The sequence below is a fragment of the Sporolactobacillus shoreae genome (assembly GCF_004684935.1).
Lineage (GTDB): Bacteria > Bacillota > Bacilli > Bacillales > Sporolactobacillaceae > Sporolactobacillus > Sporolactobacillus shoreae.
Genome location: NZ_SRJD01000027.1, coordinates 15118 through 33983 on the forward strand (window position 1 = coordinate 15118; position 18866 = coordinate 33983).

The following is an 18866-nucleotide window of genomic DNA, read 5'->3' on the forward strand; positions in this document are numbered from 1 at the left end:
TTACAATGCTAAAAAAACCAAACACAAATATATAGATAAAACAATGGTAAAGTGTCTGTACGACCATATTCATGTTAAAATTTAATTGATTGTCGGCATGTTTCTACTGCGAAATAGACGAATACTGAGCAACAGATGAATTTTCAATACATTTTGTTCCTATAACACTGAACTCAATGTAATGAAAGGGGGGAGGGCGTACCCATTGATGATTGCTAAAAAGTTTAACCACAGTGAACGAATAAAAGCAATATTATTTGATTCTGGACGTGTTTTGAATAGACCGGCGTCCGGTCACTGGTTTATCCCCCCTAATTTTTTTAATTATGTTGACAAGAAAAAGTTTCTTTCTATTCCAATCAAGCAAAGGAAAACAGCTTTTTTAAATTCATCAGAGTATATCATTCATCAAAAACTTATAAAAAGTGAAGAAGAGGAGTATATACAATTCGTCCAATTTTATAAAATTTTTGCTGATTTCCTACCAGAATTAAATTTAGAGGACACTTCTATACAGGCAGTTGCAAAAGACTTGGTTTTTAACCGAGAGAAATATACATTTTTTGAAGATGCACTATATCTTGTTCCAAAGTTAAGTGAAAAATATAAACTTGCTGTAGTTTCAGATGCTTGGCCTTCGCTAGAAAATGTATTCGTCAAAGCCAACATGAGGAACTATTTTTCATCATTTATAATCTCGTCGAAAAAAGGAGTAACAAAGCCAAATAAATTAATGTATCAATCAGCATTGGATGAGCTAAACATTTCACCAGAGCAAGCCATTTTTATTGATGATAATATAAGAAATTGTATTGGAGCTTCACAACTAGGTATCCAATCACTGGTTCTAAATAGAAATTGGAAACTATTCACCCTAAATAAGTTACTTCAAAGAAATTATCATTTTATAAGGAATCTATATGACATAGAGAAAATATTAGTTTAATTCGCGTCACTTCTTAGCTTATAGTTAGTCAACGAATGGCAAAATAGCAATTCGATTATCAAAGAGGTAAACAAAGTGGAAATTATTGATCAGAACCCAAGTTCCACAGAGGCACTATTATTAATGAATGAATTTTCAAGTACGCTAGAAGCAATTACAGGAAACAGTGGTCATCATTCTTTTAATAGTGATGATGTACGTAAGCTACGCTCGCTGTTTGCAATTACGTATATCCAAGGATAAGCCGTAAGTGAATGGAAAAGGAATAGGAGGTGCAATATTGGACTATCTTGGGAACAAAGCTCGAAAGATGGGCTACATAAAGTTAATCTTAGAGACTAGACTGATCAATCAAAAGCAATTCAGTTTTATGAAAGAAAATCTTATCATCGTATTTTAAATTATGGAAAGTATGTTGGACGTTCTGAATCAGTTTGCTTTGAAAAAGATCTGAACAATACATGATTAATCATGACTTAGCAACATGAACTTATTGCGAAGTAGACGAATAATGCGCAATAAAAGAAACAGATTTCAAGGAGATTTATATAATGAATGAATTTAAGTCAATTTGTAATGATTTTTCTGAAAATCACTATTTTTCAGGAACATGCTTAATAAAGGTACATGAGGATGTTCTATTTTCAAGGGCATATGGATTCGCACACAAAGGCTTTGCTATTCCTAATAATTTAGATACTAAATTTGATATCGCTTCAATCACTAAACTATTTACTGCGATTTCAATCCTGATTCTTATAAATCAAGGAAAACTGAGTCTTGATGACAAAATTGTTAATGTAGTAGACCTCGAAGGCTCCGAAATTCCTTCAAACGTGACCATTGAGCATCTCTTAACTCACACATCAGGAATTTCAGACGATGCTGATGAGGAAGCAGGGGAGGATTATTCAGCATTATTTATTGATAAACCCAACTATTCCTTTCGAAAAACATCTGATTTTCTCCCTCAGTTTATCTACAAAAAACCCTTATTCAAGGCTGGAACAAATGTCAGGTATAATAATTGTGCTTTTATATTACTTGGGATGGCAATAGAAAAGATAACTGGTCAGAGCTATCGTGAATTTGTCAGGGAAAATGTGATTCAGCCATTTGAATTAGCCAATACCGAATTTTGTGCTATGGATGAGATTAACGAAAATACAGCAGAGGGCTACTCTGGAATTTTTGATGAAAATCATCAATTAATTAAATGGACAAAGAATATTTACTCATATCCGCCTGTGGGTTCTCCGGATGGAGGACTTTATTCCACGGTAACCGATTTAGACAAACTCATTCGGTCGATTAACGCGGGAAAAATTTTGGGGAGCTCTCTATCAGATACTCTTTTACAACCGCACTGTAAATTTACGAAACCATTTAATAAATGGAAGATAGCACCCCATGCAAGATTGAGGACTGGTTACGCTTTTGAGTTTGTCGAAATAGACAAAGGTGTATTTTGCATAAGAAAAGACGGTTTAAACGCTGGAGTTGCTGGAATGCTTTCTTATTATCCTCAAATTGACGGAACGATTGTTATTTTGTCGAATCAGGACTGTAACATTTGGGAGATGCACCGGAAATTGCAAACTTTACTCTATCAACTATTTTATTGAGGAAGTTCCGGATAGCTTACTGCGCATTTCGTCTATACGGTGAATTAGACGAATACGGAGGTACCTGGTCTACTCCTTTGTAGTCGTAGCCATGGAAGTTCTATGATGATGCAATATGGATCGTAACAGTTGAAAGCTTAAAACTCGCATTATTTAAAGTATTTTTTCCCCCAAACACATAATTCTTGAAGGATTTTTTCTAATGATTTCCCCCTTGGCGTTGGTATGTATTCAACTTTCGGCGGAATTGTTGCGTATGCGATTCTCTCAATTAATCCATCCATTTCAAGATTGCGCAGTTCTTGAGATAAGACCTTATGACTGATCTTAGGAATTGATTTTTTGAGTTGCCCGTATCTTATTAGTTGTGATTGCAAAACATGCCATAGAATGATCGCTCTCCATTTACTACCTATTACTGTCATCGTAAACCCGATGGAACATTGGAAGTCTTTCTGTCTTTTGTTTTGATTGGGAAATAGTTCCGAAAAATCTTTACTCATTCGTTTTCTCTCTTTCTAAACAGTTAGTGACTTATCAAAAAGTGCGTACTTGTATCCGATTTTACCTTACCTATAATGATTATATAGCACTATTGAAAAAGATAATATTTCAACAAGAAAGATGGAGAAGGACATGAAAAAATACCATTTATATCAGATCGATTCCTTTACAAAAGAGAAATTCAAAGGAAACCCGGCTGGAGTCATAACTAATGCCGATGGATTATCTGAAAACGATATGCAAAGGATTGCTCGTGAACTGAATAATTCTGAAACAGCATTTATATTTTCATCGGATAATGATGCCTATGAAGCCTACCTTCGCTTTTTTACCCCTCTTAAAGAGGTGCCTTCATGTGGGCATGCCACAATAGCCGCTCACTATGCGCGGGCTCTGGAAAACAAGCTGGATACCTCACGGATATACCAGAAAATTGGGGCAGGCATTTTACCTGTTGAGATATTAAAAGAAAAGAACGATTATAAAATCATTATGACTCAGGGAAAAATTGAATTTGGGCCAATCATTGAAGGAGAAAATAAAGACTTTCTTTTATCAGCCTTAGGTATTACTCAAAATGAATTATTAGAGGGCTACCCTATTCAGATTGTGTCAACAGGCCATTCCAAAGTCATGATTGGTATAAAAAATCAAGATATTTTAAATCGGCTGAAACCGAATTATGATCGTCTTGCTAGACTAAGCGACGTAATAAAATGCAATGGTTATTATGTTTACACTCTTGATTCTGATGATCAGGATATATTGGTTCATGGAAGAATGTTTGCTCCGGCTATTGGAATTAACGAAGATCCTGTGACAGGTAATGCAAATGGTCCTTTGGGAGCCTATCTTGTTCATCATCAACTGGTTAAACATAAAGATGCATTATTTGTATTTAAAGCGAAGCAAGGTGAGAAAATTGGCAGGTCAGGAGTTATAGAAGTTGAAGTTCAAATAGACCAATCAGAGCCTGTTAAAGTTAAAATTGCTGGAAACGCTGTAGTCGTGTTTCAATTAGAGCTAATTATTTAATCTACAGTTTGATAACAGTATTTCTATTACGCAGCAGCTCTACTCTAAGCAAAGAACATTTTTACTCGGGTTAACTCATGGTGCCTATGGCTTAGGTATTGTCTCTTCCTGCGCTTTAGGAAGTACAATCATGTAAAGGATACCCACCACTAGGAGACAGCCACCAAACCACAGAAATGGCATCTCTACAGATACATCTTTCGGAAAAGTGAATGCCAGGATCACAAAAAGCAAAGTTTGAGCCAAATTTCCAATCGGGTCCAATAGAGCCTGAACACGTCCCATAAACCGCGAGTCGACGATTTGGGGGAGCCATCCATAAAAAGGGACGCCGACGATCGGTATGGAGAATGCCGTAAGAAAATAAAAAACAAGAAAAGTAGGCACATCCTCCACAAAGAACTCAGACGATATAAAGACACTTGCAATCAAAAAGCCAAAAATCATTAATTGATACAGTTTGATTTTAGTGACAAGTAGTGAGGCGACAAAGCTGCCCGTGAGTATCCCGGCCCCAAAGACAATTCCGGACAGAGATGCTGCCTGCTGATAATAGCCTGACGCCAATTTATACTTGAGCAGATAAATCGGCATAATTGACAGCCCGCCATTAACAAACCCAAGAATGAATGTACCAAGCATTAAATATTTAAGAATACGGTGTTTCAGACTATAGAAGATCCCACGTTTAAATTCAGAAAAGATCGAAGTGATTTTTAGATCAATAAAATTACGGTTTCCCTGAGGCAAAATAGTCTCAGAGTTAAAAGAGCATTGAAAAATAAGGAAAGCAGAAATCAGGAAACTAAAGCAGTTAATCATGATTGCCCCAGATATACCCAGCTGCCAATAAAAAAATGCGCCGAGAGCTGTTCCAAAGAGGAGGAAGATGCTCGTGAGCATTTGATTGAATCCCCCTGCAACCGCATATTCTTCTTGACTCAGAATTCCTTGGATTAACCCGAATTGTGCGGGGACAAAAAACTTGGAAGCAGCTGTAATCATAAAAAGCAAAGGAAAGATGACATAAACCTGATTAAAAAGTGCAGCGATCATAAGCAAAACACAGAAACAGGCGTTTAAACAGTCTGAATAGACAGTGGTTTTTTGCCGGTTCAGGTTATCTGCCCACACACCAACGATAAAAAATACAAAAAGTGAGGGTAGTGTGTACATCATTTGTACAATCGTTGCATAGTATGGCTTGCTTCCATACTGATCAAGCAAATAAAAGGTGAAAGCTGTAGTTGAAGTGACCGTTCCAAGCTGAGAAGCAAAAGAGGCAAAGAATAGGTTTCGGTAGTTGGCATTTCTGAAAATACTGGTTAGTCCCTTCATCAGAAAGCCTCATTTAAGCCCTGAATGCGATACTTTTTTTCTAAAGGTGAAAGCCTGTTTAATTGTCGGATTGAATACGGCCAACGAATTGTACCAGCCATGCCATCTTTTTTACCACCGAATGCCAAACATTTTACCAGCGGTTGCCAAAGTGCTTACCACATGAAAAATCCTCTATTCTACACAGATAGAATAGAGGAATTGAGAAAATAAGATCAATTAAAAGGGATCTTGTCCAAGTTCGGCTTCAAGGAGAAGCTTTTCGCTTTTCAGTTGTTTAATCTCTTGTTTAAGCCGGTCAATTTCATCCAGCAGTCGGTCTATTTTCGTTTGTGGATCAATACCCATTTCATGAGCAGTTCCTTTGCACTGCAGCCATGCATTGAAACGATACATCCACGCTTCATCCATGATCCCCTCCGTATCCGATTGGACGGCCGGATCTTCTTTCAGCCATTGATCAACCTCTTCTCTTTCGACTTTCACCATATAGTGATGAATCAAGCGAAAGGCTTCGTTGGCATCGAGTCTGCTCATTTGTTACTCTCCCTGTTTTCTTATTTTGTTATGGGGGATAATCATTCGACCGATGATGGGGCATTCTTTAAGCCATGGCGTTCACGCATCGAAACGGCACCATCGATGAAAATACGGTAGGAATCGTGGACAATGCGATCTAGAATCGCCTCGGCGAGTGTCTCATTGCCGAGCTTCTGATGCCATCCTCGTGGATCAATTTGCGAGCAGAAGATCGTCGAGGCCGTCTTGTGCCGTGCTTCAGTAATTTCCAGAAGCGTTGACACTTCTTCTGTCGATAAATCAGTGAGGAGCCACTCATCCAGAATAAGCAGATCCGCTTTCGTGTATTTTTTAATCAGCTTGCGATAGCTGCCGTTGGCAGCCATCTTGGCAAGGGCTAATTCATCCAGCAGCTCTGGTAGACGCCGGTAGGCAACCTTGAAGAACTGCCGGCAGGCGGCAACACCGAAGGCGCAAGCGAGAAATGATTTCCCGGAGCCCGTCGGGCCCATTAGAATGACATTATGGTGATTCTGAATATAATTGCCACTGGATAACTTAAGAATCAAAGCTTTATCCAGCTTGCGATCCTCGTAATACTCAATGTCTTCAATTGAAGCATGGGCATAGATCAATGACGCTGCGTTGATCAGCCGTTCCAGTTTGTTGCTTCGGCGCCGCGAGTATTCGCAATCGACGAGTAGTGAGAAACGATCTTCAAAACTCAATTTTTGGAAATCGGTCTGGCCGGCCTGTTCCTGATAGGTTTCAGCCATCCCCTTGAGCTTCATTTCATACAGCTTCGTTAACGTTTGTTCGTTCATTGCTCGTCTTTCCCCCCGTAATAGGAAGCGCCGCGAGTAAAGCCATAAGAGTCATTGTTACTTTCGTTTTGGCGCTTTCGCTCTTGTTCGGCGTCGCTTTTTTTATGATTCTTCAAAATGGTTTGCAGGATTTTGACCGTCGGTCGTTCAGTGATTGAAAAGGCGGTTTTACAAGCTCGTTCGATTTCGTATTTGGAGTAACGACGTTCTAATTTCTTGAATGAAAAAATGACTTGGAGGGCTTGTTTCTCCGTCTGATAAGTCGCCAAAATGTAGCGAACGAGGCGAACTGTGGCTGAACCAATCCCTTCGGCCCAGTCCTGGGCTGTTTCCAGAGTCTGATCCACATACAATCGGTGATGCTCAGGCATATGATCACGAAGAGTAGATAACTGGCCAAACTTCCCGTATAATCGTGGATGAGAGGCAATACGCATATGGTTGAAGAAAATTTCAACGAGATCATCCGATAATTTTACTTCAATTTGTCGGTTGATGTACTCGTAGGGGACAGAGTAAAACATGCTTTCTACCGAGATGTGATAATCTGGACGGACTCTCACCGTTTTCCATTCAGACATCTTATAGGGTGGGTAAGGAAGAGGAGAAAGGGCAAATTTCTCCTCTTCTTCGAATGCCAAAGATCGGCTGCCTTTTTTACGTGTAAAAGGACGCTTGTTGAATTCCTCCAACTTCTCCAAAACGGCCTGATTCAACTCGTCTAGGCTGAAACATAGTGTGTTTCTTAAAGCAGCCAGAATCCAGGTAGACAAAATCCCGACCGAGCCTTCAACATTGGCTTTATCGTGAGGTGTCCGGACGCGTGCCGGCATCACGACAGTGTGATAATAGTCGGCCATCTCTTTGTAAACCGGATTTAAAACCAGCTCCCTGGCTGTGTGTCGGGTGACTCCGGTCTTTAAATTGTCCGGAACTACAATCTGCGTTACCCCACCAAAATACTCATAAGCATGGCGATGAGCTGTGATCCAGGACCGCAGGTTCATGGAAAACGTTGCTTCGGCATAGGAGAGCTGACTGCACGGCAAGGTCGCAATGAAGAGATAAGCCTTAATCTTTTCCCCGGTATCCCTATCAATCACAGAGGCCGTAGACCCGGCCCAATCTACTTCCATGATTTCACCTGGTTTTCGGCGAATACGCAGGGTCGCTTTATACTTTTCCGCATAGCGACTGTAATGCCTTACAAAACTTCGATAGGAATAGGGGATCTTGTGATTGAGACGACATTCAGCTTCGTATTCATGATGCAAAAGTGAAAGTGTCACGTTGGGCTTAGCCAGTTCTTCATGAATGAGTTCAAAGTTCAGGGGCTGTCGTCCTAATGCCTCCAGCGCTTTTTCTGGATAGAGAAATTCCTCAATCCACTGATCAGTCATGTCGTCATCCAGAGGACAGACCAGACCTTTTTTCTTAGCCCTTTGGATGATCTCTGTGACCTTTTGCCGAGAATTCCCCGTACTTGAGGCAATGCCTCGCAAACTAACGCCTTCCTCATGAAGTTCCAGTACCTTTCGATAGTAAAGCAAAAAAACACCTCCTAAAAAATGAATTTGGCACACCTGCGGTGTGCTCACTCATTATACAGGAGGGATTGAGTGGTAAATAGGGTTGTCATTAATTGGTACATTGTTTGGCATTCGGTGGTAAAAAAGATGGCAGAGGTGGTACATTCCATTGGCCGTAATCAGTCGGATAGCCGGAAGGATCACGAAGGAGTACTGCTCCGATTCTTGTTTGAAATCATTTTTTAGTTTTGCCACTCGTGAGACAATTTCAGAATCCACAACAATTTGATCGCTCATCTCTTCGGAAACAATCATCAGAGAAATATGCTTTTTACATTTAATTAACTTCCCATGGAGTACATAAGAGGACGTGACATCGATAAATAATTGACCTAATGGGAGTTCCCCTTCTGTAACTAATTCAAAAATTAAATCTGTGTCTTCATGTATTTCGGGAATAGTTACCTCATGTCGCTCATTTTCAGGCCAATTATTTAAATTCTTAAGGGCACTGATCCCTTCTGGAAGCGAGAGGTCAATTCGGAAATTTTTGATGCCGGAAATAGTGGAAGCCTCGATATGGATCAGCAAATGATTCAAGCCTTCAGTACATTCCAACTGTTGTTTTTCTAACAATGCGTTAACATTCATTGTTTCCCGTCTTCTTTCATGATTCTTGAAATAGAGTTAACGATTTTTTTCCTTACTTCGGGATTGACGTTTGAACCTAATGTGATAAAAGCATCATCATTTATTTTTGTTGTTTCCCGCGTGCTCAGGTTTATGGATTGATAAAACGGCATTTGTCTGCCGATTTTTTTGATTTCCTCAATAGGCAGTTTCTGTAACTTATTTTGAATGGAGGAAAGCGTCTCTCCCGTCCTGCTTAATGTTACAATGGCCTGAAAATAGGCTAAATGTTTCTCTGTATACACGCGTCTGTTTCCGACGGTTTCAAGCGGAGGAACCATACCAATTTGTGTATAGTACCGTATAGTCCGTAGTTGGATATCTGCCCCTTCTTGTTGAAGGAGTTCTGTTATTTGTTTGGCTGTGTAGTTTGGCATCATACTACCCCCCCATATCGTTACACTATACTGTATGTGTTACATCTTAGTGTAACTATGCTGCTTTGTCAATAAAAAATAAGGAGATCTAGGGCAGTATTTACTTATTCTTTCGTCGCAACGATAAACGATTAAATAGTTGTTAATCGTTAATCCTTAAAACTATTCCATCATTGCTTCGTTGGTTTCATGACAAAGAGGTTCATTACTGAACAATTTCCGAGTGCCCATAATTAAAAATACAATACTGTGCAGTACTATCTGCGTTATTGATCTGAGAACATATGTTTGGTAAAATGAACTAAGAAAGGAGTGTAAACATGGTACCATTAAGATTAAAAAAACATGATAAGATTGGCATTATTTCTCCATCAGATCCGATAACTAAAGAAGAAATGAAGCAGTTTGAAAAAGGCACTAAATATTTGAGTGAGCTAGGATTTACACTGATCCAATCAAGAAATTGTTTATCCTGTTCTATGGGCTATTCAGCAACGCCGAAGGAAAAAGCAGATGATATCAATAATATGTTCGCTGATTCGTCAATTAAGGCGATTATCTGCTCACAAGGCGGGGCCAATGCCAACGCATGCTTGCCCTATGTTGATTGGAATATTATTAGGAGTAATCCCAAAATTTTTATGGGGATTAGTGATATAACGACTTTGTTAAATGCTATTTTCCTCAAAACTGGTTTAGTAACCTTTCATGGAAATGATATGATCTGGGGATTCGGTCGTGAGCCACAGATGTACGATAAAAAGGAATTTAGTGAAAGGTTAATGAGCGGAAAGATTGGTGACTTAAAATCCAATGGAAATCGAGTGAACATTCGCGGAGGAAAAGCAGAAGGGACTTTAATTGGTGGGAACCTTAAATGTTTACTAAAACTGGCAGGAACCACCTTCTTACCTAAATTTAACAATACCCTATTATTTCTTGAAAGTTTTGGCTTTGATCCTGTAGTTTGTGACAGCGCTTTTAACCAATTGAAGCAAATGGGTGTTTTTGATGAAATTAAAGGTGTCATCATTGGACATATATTTGATGATCGAGAAAAACAACATAGTATACATATGGAAGATATCCTTTTGAACGTATCCAAGGAGTATTCTTTTCCTATTTTAAAAATAGATGATTTTGGTCACAATTGCCCCAATACAGTCATTCCAGTTGGAGTAAAAGCATCTATGGATGCGGATAATCAAACGATCACTCTGTTAGAAAATTGTGTGGAGTAATAATTTGTTTAGGCTTTCGTTTTTCAAACAGGGGGTAGGTGTTTTGCAGCAGATCTGCTCTAGGCAAAGCACTTTTTTACACGGCGTTAACTCATGGCGTCTATGGCTTAGGCATTGCCTCCTTCTGTGTTTTAGGGAGAGGGATACCTACTACCAAACCACAGTAGCGAAGTGGGCGGATAATGTGTCATGAACACAATCAATCATCTGAAGATACATAATAGCGCTATTTATGTTGCTTTAATGGATTGATTTTAATTTTTATTGATATATTAATATGTATGTGATATATTTCTAATAAATCAAAAAATGGAGATCATAAGATGCCTATACCTAAAAATTACCCATCCCCAGTCCGTATGTCGGCTAAGGAGAAAGCATTCGATCAGCTGCAGCGATGGATTATTGATGGAACGCTTGAGCCCGGGGAAAAGCTTAACGATTCAGAACTTGCAGAAGCACTTGGTATTAGCAGAACGCCCATTCGAGAAGCGCTGCAATTACTTGAAGTTCAAGGATTCGTTGAAACGTTCCCAGGAAGAGAGACGCGTATTACTCAGATCAAAAAGACCGATGTTTTAAAAGTGTATCCTCCACTCGCTTCATTGCAAGCTTTGGCAGCAGCGGAAGCGTCCAAGATCATCACTTCTGAACAGGCTGAGGAATTAAGAACGATTAACCAAAAATATGATGAGGCAATAAAAAGTGGACAACCCTTTAAAGCTATGACTTACGATGAACACTTTCACCAGTTTATTTTAGAGATTGCTGATAATCCATACATTGATCGCTTTTCGTTAATTTTACAGCTACACATGAGGCGGTTTAAATATATTTTTCTGAATAATGATCTCACACTTAAATCAGACTCTGTGAACGAGCACAATGCGCTCATTAATGCTTTAATTGATCACAACGCCCAATTGGCAGCTGATACGATGAGTCAAAATTGGCTGAGGCCAATGAATGAAGTCTATCAACTTCTAAAATAATAGCTTAAAAAAGAGGTAATACACGATGAAACCGAATACAAAAATAGTTGTTGTCATTAGAGACAATCTTCAAACGTGGCAAGAGCTGAATGTAACAGCGTTTACTGTGAGTGGTATTGCCGGAACAATTAAAGATATCGTGGGTCAGAACTATGAAGATGGTTCTGGCAATGTTTACTTACCTATGTTCAAACAACCCGTATTAGTTTTTTCTGCAGATCAAGGCCAAATTCAAAAGGTACATCAGCGTGCTTTAAGCCGAGCCATTCAACTTTCACTTTATACAGAAGAACTTTTCGATACGAATAATGACGAAGATAATCGCGCAGCTGTTAAGGCCTGTAAGGGGGAAAACCTTCAAATTGTCGGAATGGCTATGTATGGTCCGAAAAACACTGTAGACAAGATATTAAAGGGACTTTCTCTACATAAATGAACAGGTTTCAAATGATTAAAGTCCAATAAATGAGGAAGGTTAAGACATGAAATTAAATCAAGAACAGAATAAGGGAACCTATTATTTTTTACTGCTACTTGTTCCTTTATTTTGGGGTGGTGCTTTTGGAGCTACAAAGCATGTCATCACCGAGTTAACCCCGATGACCGCAGCAACCATACGTTTTGGACTAGCTAGTTTCATATTATTGGCCATTACCCTTTCTAGATCTGAATGGAAAATCAATATTCTAAATAAAAGCAGTATAGGGATATGGCTCATGTCTCTAACCGGTATTTTTGGATACAACGTTTTTTTCTTTGAATCGATGAAATATACCTCAGCGATAAATGGGTCTTTGATTATGGCGACAACTCCCGTCTTTGTCACATTTGGTGCTGTTTTTTTCCTAAGAGAATCATGGAATATGCGAATCGGTATTGGCCTCTTATTATCTCTTCTCGGCGTATTTCTTGTTATCGTCAAGGGGTCAATGCAGACTATTTTATCCCTAAAGTTTAACATAGGAGATCTGTTGCTTCTTGGTGCATTAGTTTGTTGGGTCATTTATGGATTGATCGGAAAAATTGTCATGAAAACCTATTCTCCACTTTTGACAACAACAGCTACAATGCTGATTGGTTCCATTTTCTTGGCAATAGGTTCTCTTTTTGAAAATGATTGGGGGGATGTCAGCCGTGTCTCGATGCAGACATGGACAGAAATGGCTTTCATGGTCTTATGTTCAACAGTCATTGCATTCTTTCTTTGGAATCAAGGGGTTCAAAAGATTGGTGCAAGTAAAACAAGCATGTATATGAATCTAGTACCGATTAATGCAACATGGATCTCTCTACTCCTCTACGATTCATCGATTACCTGGCCACAAATAGCCGGCATGGTTTTAGTCATTATGGGGGTAATTTTTACAACAAGTACACGTAAAAAAATGATTAGTAGTCCAAAGCAAAGAAAAGATTCCCCATCTCAAATGACAGAGATAAATAACAAATAGTGGTGTCTAGTCCAAGCTGTTTTTGACGGTGGGTAAAATTTTCTGGTTTATCACTTAACTCTACTCTGAATCCCAAACTAATTTATTGATCGATAGAGTCGGACTCGCCTCCTTCAGTCACAAAATCGTTAACATCGCGCAGTTTTATGACATGAGACGGGAGTAACCACAAAAAGCCAAAACATGCACCGACTGTTCCAATCCACAAGGCTCCATGAAGCCCGAAAAAGGTAGGTAATATACTGCCAATGAGCGCACCGATCGGACGTATCCCATTATTGACAAAGCCAAATGCGCCGCTGACTCGTGCACGTATTTCAGCAGGTATGGCCGCAGCACTTATCGATCCGCTGCTGATATCGAGAAGCATCACGCCCAGCCCGGAGAAAAACGCCGCGAAAAATAAAAATACGAGAATCAGAGGCTGCGAACCGCTTGCCAATGGCACTAAAACCAACGGGAGAGGAAATAAAATGGTTCCTAAAAGCAATGTGATGCCTAAGCCCAAATGGTTGCTCATTTTGTTGGTTATAACGGACCCCAGTATGGCTCCGAGTGATCCGCATCCCAAAACTAACCCAAGTTGTCCGGGAGAGATGTGAAGGACACGTGTTACATATAAAATAACAAGAGCAGAATAAATAAAGTTGAAAAGATTAATTGTTGCTACACTGATCAGGAGATAACGTAAAATAGGTGAGTCTCGAATAAAGCGCAGCCCAGTGCCGATATAGCCCGGTTCGGCCTTTACCGAAGATGGTTCCTTTGCATGAATCCGAGAAAAAAATAAAGCCGATGTGATGAATGATAACGCATCTGCCATGAGAGCGATAGGAGCTGAAAGAAACTGAGCTAAGAAACCGCCAACGCTTGGCCCGCTTAAAAAGGCAACTGCCCGGCTTCCATTTAATAACGAATTCGCTTCTACGTATTGCTTACGTGGGACTATTGAAACAAACAGAGTACTTGATGAGACGTTAAATAATACGCTCAGTATGCCGATTAGAAAAGCAATAATTAATAGTTCAGTCACAGTTAATAAACCCGTAAGATAGCTGATCGGTATGGCGATAAGCAGCAGTGCTCTTAAGCTATCAGCGATAATCATGATTTGTCTGCGTCGCCCCAAACGATCCACCCAAGCACCTGCGTGAATGCCCAAGAAAAGAAAGGGTAACCAACCAGCAGCTGTCAGGATGCCCATAACCCCGGCACCAGCATGTAAAATCAGAACAGCTGTTAGAGGAAGGGCAAGAGAAGTTACCTCATCACCAAATAGTGAAACCGTCTGACCGATCCAGTAACGACGAAAAGAAATGTTTAGAAGAATATCTGGGACTAATTTTTTTATCGTGGCTGCTTTTCCTCTCGACAGTGACATTTAAACTTAAACATTTATTCTGTTTATTGTAGTCCATGATATGAAGAACAAATTTGATCCAATTATACTATAGTTTGTTATTTCTATAATGTTTATTGGAATTCTTCCTGACTTTGCTATGCCGAATAGTATATGAGGATTTTTCATTGATATCGCTTAATATGGTATCGTTTTTTTGGCTATGTTTTGTTTGGTTATTATTTTCAGACAAAGCATGGCGTATTTCACTCAAGAAAGCTTTCACTGTTCTAGTGAGATTGCTCTTTTTTCTTCTGATAAATGAAGTTTGAACGCGTCCCTATTGTTTATTATTTTTTTCCTTATCCCTTTTGAAAGTGAGTAAGTAAAGCAAGATTAAAGATGGGAGAAGATCCTTTGGAATTCTAACCCAGACATTATTCGGATGATATTGCTCGAATCCGAAAAGAATATCTCCGATCGTGTAAAGACCAGATAAAATCATGAGTACGATTAACAGTTGTTTGAAAATCCTCATGGGAGTCACCTAACCTTAACAAAAAATCGGGGCCCTTTCCGACCATCCGATACCTCATTTTACCATATCAGGAAGGATAACTAGAGAGATCTAAAGGAAATTGAGATAAATTTGCAAGATCTTAGACTAACACAAAAGATGGAGCGTGGGAAAGTGCTCGTTGTCATACTTGACGGTGTTCAAGGAAAAGCGAAAGTGACAGAAGCTGTTGACCACAGATCCATAATCATTGAGACAGTAAAGGGAAAAATTGCTAAGATTAAGTATAATGAAGGGGAATTGTTATAGTAATGAACGGTACTCAGAAAATAACTTGAATCGGAGCAAAAAATATGAAAGCGATAGGGTTCGACTTGGGAAGTACGCTGATTAAATACGAAGATGTTCCACAAAGTTGGAAAAGTTTGTATAAAGAAGCTCTTAAAGATGTTCTGATCAGCTGTGATCGTATTCCTAATAGTAATATGATTGGAACAGGAGAAGAGATACTATCAAAATATAATACAAGAATGAATTACAGAGAAGTCGAAGTATCATCAAACCAAATATTCTCTGAAATGCTGGAAGCATGGGATTTGAACAAAGATAAATATTTAAACAAAATAAAAAAGGCTTTTTATTCTTACTTTCAACGAACGTCACACCTATATGATGACACAATCATAACCTTAGAAACCTTAAAGAAACAAGGAGTAAGAATTGGCATATTGACGGATGTGCCCTATGGGATGGATAAGGATTATGTTTTAACTGATATTGAAGCATTTAAGGGATATATTGATGTATTGTTGACCTCAGTTGATGTTGGTTTTAGGAAACCAAACAAACAAGGTTATTCAGATTTATTAAACAATCTGGATGTGACAGCAGACGAAACGGTATTTGTAGGTGATGAACAAAAAGATATTTTAGGAGCCAATAGTATTGGTATATATTCAGTCTTAATAAACAGACAAAGTACCATAAAAGAATACGGTCAAAGAAAAATGATAAATTCTCTAATGGAGTTGATGGCAATTTAATCTTTTACTGCGCAGTTCGTATAATACTACGATGCAGATATTCGCTCAGAAAAGTTGGGTAAACATTTTTTATTGTAAATAAAAGAACTTTAATTCTACTGATACTAGGGAAATGCCGCCCGAAGAATCCGAACCCGTCGATCGAAAGTCGAGGTACCCAGCAAAAAAAAAGGATACCTCTAAGTTGAGGTATCCCGTTTGTGTATCATTCAATTCGATAAAACTTTACTTTTTCACTACTGGAATATAGATATCGCATACTTTTCCGGCGTCTGACATGCAGCGGTCATCGTAAAGCTCAAAGTCGGCACTATCCGGTGCGTACTCATATCCAGATTTAGGAAACCATTCATTAAAGACGTAGTTCCATGTGCCCTGAATGGCAGATACAAAGTTAGCGGCATTGCAAGGCAGTGTCGAAAATACGGCATAGGTTGCTGGCGGCAGTGTGCAAACGTGATAGCCGTCCGGGATTACCGCATCGTCCTTAGGTTCAACACCGATCACATATTCAAATTCGCCGGTCTCCGGGTCTTCCGGAAAGCACGCACCATATTCATCGTGTTTCTTGAGAAAGCTTTCAGCGTGCAGCTTATCCATTCTCCCATCACTCATATAGTCACTCCAAAAATCCGGGATGGCCTTACTGTTTTCTCCATCAGATGAGGTCGTTTTGATCGCATAGCCCGCAAGCTTTACAGCGGGGAGCGTCACAAATTTCGGTTCCAAAATAATTCCTCCAGTCAAATAGTTGTTTGTGCGGGGAAGGCTTGGCGGGAACGGGCGATCGCAATGCGCATGCAAACGGTAGGTTCCCGGTGAGCAGCCGAAATAACGGCGAAAAGCCTTACTAAAACCTGAGTGGGTCTCAAAACCATATTCCAGCGAAATATCGATAATTCGCCGGCCGGAAGCGAGTTCGCAAGCGGCAAAAGCAAGGCGGCGGTTCCGCACATAGGCCATCACCGAATATCCGGTGCCCCATTGAAATACCCGGCAGAAATGCCAGGTTGAAAACCCGGCGCGTGCTGCTAAAAGATCCGGGCTGATCTCGTCTGTGATATGTTCGTCAACATATTCCAGAATGTCCTGCAAAGTTGCTATCGTGTCCATGAAGCATTCCCTCCAACCGTACGGTAAACTCAGTATAACAAAGCGTGAGAAAGTTACTGTTCCAAAATTGCGGAGTTCGGAGAGTAACAAACCCGCGTTATCGTTGGACTGAAGGGGTACGGAAAAAGGATACCCTGGTGCCCGAAGTCACGATTTAAGTGGAGCTGTCTGAGTGACTCATAGATTTGATGACAACAGAGTTCCTTACTGTCTTATAATTAAAAAAGTAGTGTTGCGCGGGAGACAAAACGGTGAATTGATTTCTTACTACAATGTTCTAATGGTTGATTGTAATACTCTTGTAGATGAGGTGATTTGATGAAATTTGAAGTGAAGATGGAAACCCAAAATCTAATTTTAAGATCTTATCTATATGATGATTACAGAAATTGGTTGAGTGCATTTAATAATAGGTATCCATCGCAAAATAGATTTGATAAAGGAAAGATGGATATGAGCGAATGTACTGAAGAGTGGTTTAAATCACTAGTGAATGACCATCAGGAAAGAGCAATTAATGACAAGGAATACATTTTTGGGGTATTTAGAAAATTTGATGGTAACCATATCGGGTTCGTGGATTTTTCAACATTGCTGCGTGATAATTTTCAATGGGCAAGAATGGGATACACGATCCATAACCAGTTTTGGAGAAAAGGATATGGGGAGGAAGCAGTGACAAGGGCAATAAATTTTGGCTTTGAAAAGCTAAATTACCATAGAATTGAAGCACATATTGACCCAGAGAACTTACCCTCAATTGGATTAGCGAAAAAAGTTGGAATGACATTCGAGTGTGTTCGCAATAGATTTATTCTAGAAAATGATCGATGGATCAATCAATGTGTTTATTACATAGATAAGGATAACCATCTGCATTAGATTAAGTGTTGCGCAGTCCGTATCTTATACTGCGTCGCAACAGTACCTTCACTGATCAGTAGTGATAGCAAAGTGGTAATACCGCTCGTCCGAGCAACGCAATTCATAACGAGAAAAACTTGTCCCTCTTATACAGATGACGGGAGCAGGGCAATAAAATGAGATGTCACACTGAGGAGTTATAAACAGATGAATTTTGTTTTTGATTTAGATGGAACGATTTGCTTTAAAGGTCAGCCTGTCTCAGAGAAAATAACGTGCGCTCTTGAACGTTTAACAAGAGTAGGGCATCAGGTCATTTTTGCTTCTGCAAGGCCGATTCGTGACATGCTGCCGGTGCTGCGTAAACCGTTTTTCGATTACACGATGATCGGGGGAAATGGGTCTCTTATTTACAAAAATGGAGCCATTAAGAACGTTCACTCCTTTTCATCGGTTGACGTTAAAAAGCTCTTATCACTGATTCAGGAGTTCAAAGCGACCTTTCTCATCGATGGTGACTGGAATTATTCGTACACGGGTCCAGCCGATCATCCGATATTACAAAATGTAGATCCGGCGCATTTAGCCAAACGCGTTCCGATTGAAAGTTTAACGTCAATTGTAAAAGTGTTAATACTAGGATCAAGAGATAATAAACAATTAGCCGAGAGATTAGATAGCCTTAATCTATTTGTCACTCATCACACGAATGAGGATGTACTGGATATTAGTCCCACAGGGATAAGTAAGTGGAGTGCTCTTGAATCTCTGGGTGTTAAAAATAACGCTTACTGTATGTAGTAATTTAAAAGTACCCCACCAAAGTCATTAAAAATTCCCCCACTCTAGTATAAATAAACCCACAATAAGTAATGTGATGTCTTGTTGTGGGGAGATTGGGATGATGATGACTTTGAAG

21 protein-coding genes are annotated in these 18866 nt (G+C 39.5%); 12 read left to right on the forward strand and 9 right to left on the reverse strand.

Features of this window, described 5'->3' with window-relative positions:
• The first annotated feature begins 208 nt into the window (after nt 1–208).
• From E4665_RS16015 to E4665_RS16025, 3 genes are all read left to right on the forward strand, one after another.
• Nucleotides 209–946: an HAD-IA family hydrolase gene (locus E4665_RS16015; protein ID WP_135349830.1), complete on the forward strand. Its 738-nt coding sequence runs from the start codon at nt 209–211 to the stop codon at nt 944–946.
• A 75-nt stretch (nt 947–1021) separates the two neighbouring features.
• Nucleotides 1022–1189: a hypothetical protein gene (locus E4665_RS18385; protein ID WP_206663595.1), complete on the forward strand. Its 168-nt coding sequence runs from the start codon at nt 1022–1024 to the stop codon at nt 1187–1189.
• A 308-nt stretch (nt 1190–1497) separates the two neighbouring features.
• Nucleotides 1498–2571, forward strand: a complete 1074-nt coding sequence (locus E4665_RS16025; RefSeq protein ID WP_135349813.1) for a serine hydrolase domain-containing protein — start codon at nt 1498–1500, stop codon at nt 2569–2571.
• A gap of 149 nt (nt 2572–2720) precedes the next feature.
• Here the strand turns inward: E4665_RS16025 and E4665_RS16030 are convergent, their stop codons facing one another.
• A complete protein-coding gene (locus E4665_RS16030) occupies nt 2721–3074 on the reverse strand; it encodes a winged helix-turn-helix transcriptional regulator (RefSeq protein ID WP_135349814.1) in 354 nt (117 codons plus the stop codon).
• Between the two features lie 133 nt (nt 3075–3207).
• On the opposite strand from E4665_RS16030, the gene E4665_RS16035 reads away from it, so the two are divergent.
• Nucleotides 3208–4110, forward strand: a complete 903-nt coding sequence (locus E4665_RS16035) for a PhzF family isomerase (protein WP_135349815.1) — start codon at nt 3208–3210, stop codon at nt 4108–4110.
• An 84-nt stretch (nt 4111–4194) separates the two neighbouring features.
• Here the strand turns inward: E4665_RS16035 and E4665_RS16040 are convergent, their stop codons facing one another.
• The 6 genes from E4665_RS16040 to E4665_RS16070 all read right to left on the reverse strand — a co-directional run bounded on the left by E4665_RS16040 (nt 4195) and on the right by E4665_RS16070 (nt 9387).
• On the reverse strand, nt 4195–5448 hold the full coding sequence (locus E4665_RS16040) for an MFS transporter (RefSeq protein WP_135349816.1): 1254 nt from the start codon (nt 5446–5448) through the stop codon (nt 4195–4197).
• Between the two features lie 219 nt (nt 5449–5667).
• Nucleotides 5668–5985 (reverse strand): hypothetical protein, encoded by a 318-nt coding sequence (locus tag E4665_RS16050; protein ID WP_135349817.1) that lies wholly within the window; start codon nt 5983–5985, stop codon nt 5668–5670.
• 41 nt (nt 5986–6026) lie between these two features.
• Nucleotides 6027–6791: an IS21-like element helper ATPase IstB gene (istB, locus tag E4665_RS16055; protein ID WP_135349818.1), complete on the reverse strand. Its 765-nt coding sequence runs from the start codon at nt 6789–6791 to the stop codon at nt 6027–6029.
• Entirely contained in the window at nt 6788–8341 is a 1554-nt protein-coding gene (gene istA / locus E4665_RS16060; RefSeq protein WP_135349819.1) for an IS21 family transposase, read from the reverse strand. Before istA ends, istB begins: the two co-directional genes overlap by 4 nt.
• Nucleotides 8342–8392: 51 nt before the next feature.
• On the reverse strand, nt 8393–8971 hold the full coding sequence (locus E4665_RS16065; protein ID WP_135349820.1) for a hypothetical protein: 579 nt from the start codon (nt 8969–8971) through the stop codon (nt 8393–8395).
• On the reverse strand, nt 8968–9387 hold the full coding sequence (locus E4665_RS16070) for a MerR family transcriptional regulator (protein ID WP_135349821.1): 420 nt from the start codon (nt 9385–9387) through the stop codon (nt 8968–8970). The genes E4665_RS16065 and E4665_RS16070 overlap by 4 nt, the downstream gene beginning before the upstream one ends.
• Before the next feature lie 320 nt (nt 9388–9707).
• Between E4665_RS16070 and E4665_RS16075 the strand changes: the two genes are divergently transcribed.
• The 4 genes from E4665_RS16075 to E4665_RS16090 all read left to right on the forward strand — a co-directional run bounded on the left by E4665_RS16075 (nt 9708) and on the right by E4665_RS16090 (nt 13071).
• Entirely contained in the window at nt 9708–10628 is a 921-nt protein-coding gene (locus E4665_RS16075; protein WP_135349822.1) for a S66 peptidase family protein, read from the forward strand.
• Between the two features lie 323 nt (nt 10629–10951).
• Nucleotides 10952–11620 carry a GntR family transcriptional regulator gene (locus E4665_RS16080; protein WP_135349823.1) on the forward strand — a complete coding sequence of 223 codons (669 nt, stop codon included), beginning with the start codon at nt 10952–10954 and terminating at the stop codon, nt 11618–11620.
• A gap of 25 nt (nt 11621–11645) precedes the next feature.
• A complete protein-coding gene (locus tag E4665_RS16085) occupies nt 11646–12056 on the forward strand; it encodes a DUF2000 domain-containing protein (RefSeq protein ID WP_135349824.1) in 411 nt (136 codons plus the stop codon).
• Between the two features lie 46 nt (nt 12057–12102).
• The gene (locus E4665_RS16090) at nt 12103–13071 is read left to right on the forward strand and encodes a DMT family transporter (RefSeq protein ID WP_135349825.1); all 969 of its coding nucleotides are present in this window, start codon (nt 12103–12105) and stop codon (nt 13069–13071) included.
• A gap of 82 nt (nt 13072–13153) precedes the next feature.
• Here the strand turns inward: E4665_RS16090 and E4665_RS16095 are convergent, their stop codons facing one another.
• The gene (locus E4665_RS16095; protein ID WP_206663597.1) at nt 13154–14452 is read right to left on the reverse strand and encodes an MFS transporter; all 1299 of its coding nucleotides are present in this window, start codon (nt 14450–14452) and stop codon (nt 13154–13156) included.
• Between the two features lie 595 nt (nt 14453–15047).
• On the opposite strand from E4665_RS16095, the gene E4665_RS16100 reads away from it, so the two are divergent.
• Together E4665_RS16100 and E4665_RS16105 are read left to right on the forward strand one after the other, a co-directional pair.
• The gene (locus tag E4665_RS16100) at nt 15048–15236 is read left to right on the forward strand and encodes an XtrA/YqaO family protein (RefSeq protein ID WP_167815233.1); all 189 of its coding nucleotides are present in this window, start codon (nt 15048–15050) and stop codon (nt 15234–15236) included.
• Nucleotides 15237–15280: 44 nt separating this feature from the next.
• Entirely contained in the window at nt 15281–15970 is a 690-nt protein-coding gene (locus tag E4665_RS16105; RefSeq protein ID WP_135349826.1) for an HAD family hydrolase, read from the forward strand.
• A gap of 225 nt (nt 15971–16195) precedes the next feature.
• On the opposite strand, the gene E4665_RS16110 is transcribed toward E4665_RS16105, so the two are convergent.
• Nucleotides 16196–17083: an AraC family transcriptional regulator gene (locus tag E4665_RS16110; RefSeq protein WP_135349827.1), complete on the reverse strand. Its 888-nt coding sequence runs from the start codon at nt 17081–17083 to the stop codon at nt 16196–16198.
• Between the two features lie 318 nt (nt 17084–17401).
• On the opposite strand from E4665_RS16110, the gene E4665_RS16115 reads away from it, so the two are divergent.
• Both E4665_RS16115 and E4665_RS16120 read left to right on the forward strand, forming a co-directional pair.
• Nucleotides 17402–17965: a GNAT family N-acetyltransferase gene (locus E4665_RS16115; RefSeq protein WP_135349828.1), complete on the forward strand. Its 564-nt coding sequence runs from the start codon at nt 17402–17404 to the stop codon at nt 17963–17965.
• 189 nt (nt 17966–18154) lie between these two features.
• Nucleotides 18155–18748 carry an HAD-IIB family hydrolase gene (locus E4665_RS16120; RefSeq protein ID WP_135349829.1) on the forward strand — a complete coding sequence of 198 codons (594 nt, stop codon included), beginning with the start codon at nt 18155–18157 and terminating at the stop codon, nt 18746–18748.
• Nucleotides 18749–18866 lie beyond the last annotated feature (118 nt).